The organism is Pedobacter glucosidilyticus (assembly GCF_002483235.1).
In the GTDB taxonomy this organism is placed as follows: Bacteria; Bacteroidota; Bacteroidia; order Sphingobacteriales; family Sphingobacteriaceae; genus Pseudopedobacter; species Pseudopedobacter glucosidilyticum_B.
Genome location: NZ_DLHN01000027.1, coordinates 1 through 1,300, shown reverse-complemented (window position 1 = coordinate 1,300; position 1,300 = coordinate 1). Strand labels below are relative to the sequence as shown.

General features: G+C 33.2%; 4 protein-coding genes. 1 reads left to right on the top strand and 3 read right to left on the bottom strand.

All coding sequences use genetic code 11. The features are described from left to right. Positions 1-193 (bottom strand): hypothetical protein (locus tag B2745_RS11515; protein WP_304066684.1); only part of this gene is annotated, 193 nt, incomplete at its 3' end. On the opposite strand from B2745_RS11515, the gene B2745_RS17000 reads away from it, so the two are divergent. Next, positions 192-341, top strand: a complete 150-nt coding sequence (locus B2745_RS17000; RefSeq protein ID WP_414691931.1) for an ORF6N domain-containing protein — start codon at positions 192-194, stop codon at positions 339-341. The genes B2745_RS11515 and B2745_RS17000 overlap by 2 nt on opposite strands. Before the next feature lie 53 nt (positions 342-394). Here the strand turns inward: B2745_RS17000 and B2745_RS11510 are convergent, their stop codons facing one another. Together B2745_RS11510 and B2745_RS11505 are read right to left on the bottom strand one after the other, a co-directional pair. After that, the gene (locus B2745_RS11510) at positions 395-700 is read right to left on the bottom strand and encodes a type II toxin-antitoxin system RelE/ParE family toxin (RefSeq protein WP_304066680.1); all 306 of its coding nucleotides are present in this window, start codon (positions 698-700) and stop codon (positions 395-397) included. Next, on the bottom strand, positions 684-923 hold the full coding sequence (locus B2745_RS11505; RefSeq protein WP_304066677.1) for a hypothetical protein: 240 nt from the start codon (positions 921-923) through the stop codon (positions 684-686). Before B2745_RS11505 ends, B2745_RS11510 begins: the two co-directional genes overlap by 17 nt. Positions 924-1,300 lie beyond the last annotated feature (377 nt).

Genomic DNA, 1,300 nt, shown 5'->3' with positions numbered 1-1,300 from the left:
TATGAAGGGATAGCCTTGCATGAAGAGATAGCTTCATTTCATTCGCGATGACAAATTCAGGAGGACTGTTATGGCTTTCTATAGCCACAGGTTTAAACCTGTGGCTATGATGATGATAAACCAACGATAAAATCGTTAAACCATGATAAGTACGCGTTGCAAACGAGCGCAAGGGAGTTCTAGAAGATTTCATGTTTCAACTTTCAAAGGAGGAATTTAAAAACTTGAAATCACAATTTGTGATTTCAAGTTGGGTAGGTCATAGAAAGCTTCTCAATGTTTTTACTGAGCATGGTGTATTCGTGTTATCTCGTGTACTCAACAGGAAACAAGCGATCTAAGTAATATCCAAATTGTTGTTTTACTGTGTTCTTAACTGGTTTAATACAAGGGGTTATTTTAATTTTCTATTCTTAGGATTTTGTCTATTTGAAAAGAATGAAAGAATTTCAACATTATTTTCATTAACCCTATAGTACAAGGTGTTTAATTTCAAAATAACAGCTCTTCGAATAGCTATTTTAATTTCTGATGCTTGGAAAAGATATGGATTATTAGAAATTAGATTTAAAGTATTCTCAAGGTTGGTAGCTAAATCTCTTAGCTCTTTTTCGGTCCAATATTCCTGTAAATATTCAACAGTTTTTTGTAATTCTTTTAGCGCATTGTCAGTCCAAAGAATTTTATAACCATTTTTCATATAATTCTCTAGCTTTTGAATGAGGATTTAGTTTTCCTGATTCTGCATCTTTCAAACCAAGTTCAATAGATTCTTTTTCACTTTCCGAAATAGAATTCCACCAATCTTTGCTTTCCTTTTTTCTTAAATCCATAATTTTCTCAATAATTGAAGAATCTTCAATGGTAGATAACCATTGAATCAATTCCAACTTCTGGTTCAGAATATTTAGATTCACATCCATAACGGCAAATTTTAAAAATAAAGTTAATAATTTATTACGATAGTTCTATAAAAACGTGGATTAAAAACTGTTGTATAACGTTTTGTGGTATGATGAGATCGCTTCATTGTATTCGCGATGAAAATGATGGTGATGAGATCGCTTCACTACGTTACGATGACAAAACAATCGTGATAGCTTTACTGTGTTCGCCTAATTGTCAAGCGAGTTACGTGGCTTCTCTGTTATAACCTGTATGAAGGAGTAGTCTTGCATGAAGAGATAGCTTCACTGTGTTCGCCTAATTGTCACTGCGAAGAATGAAGCAGTCTCTTGTAATAAAAAGCCTTGCATGAAGGGATAGCTTCATTTCATTCGCTATGAACTGTGTTTAAATC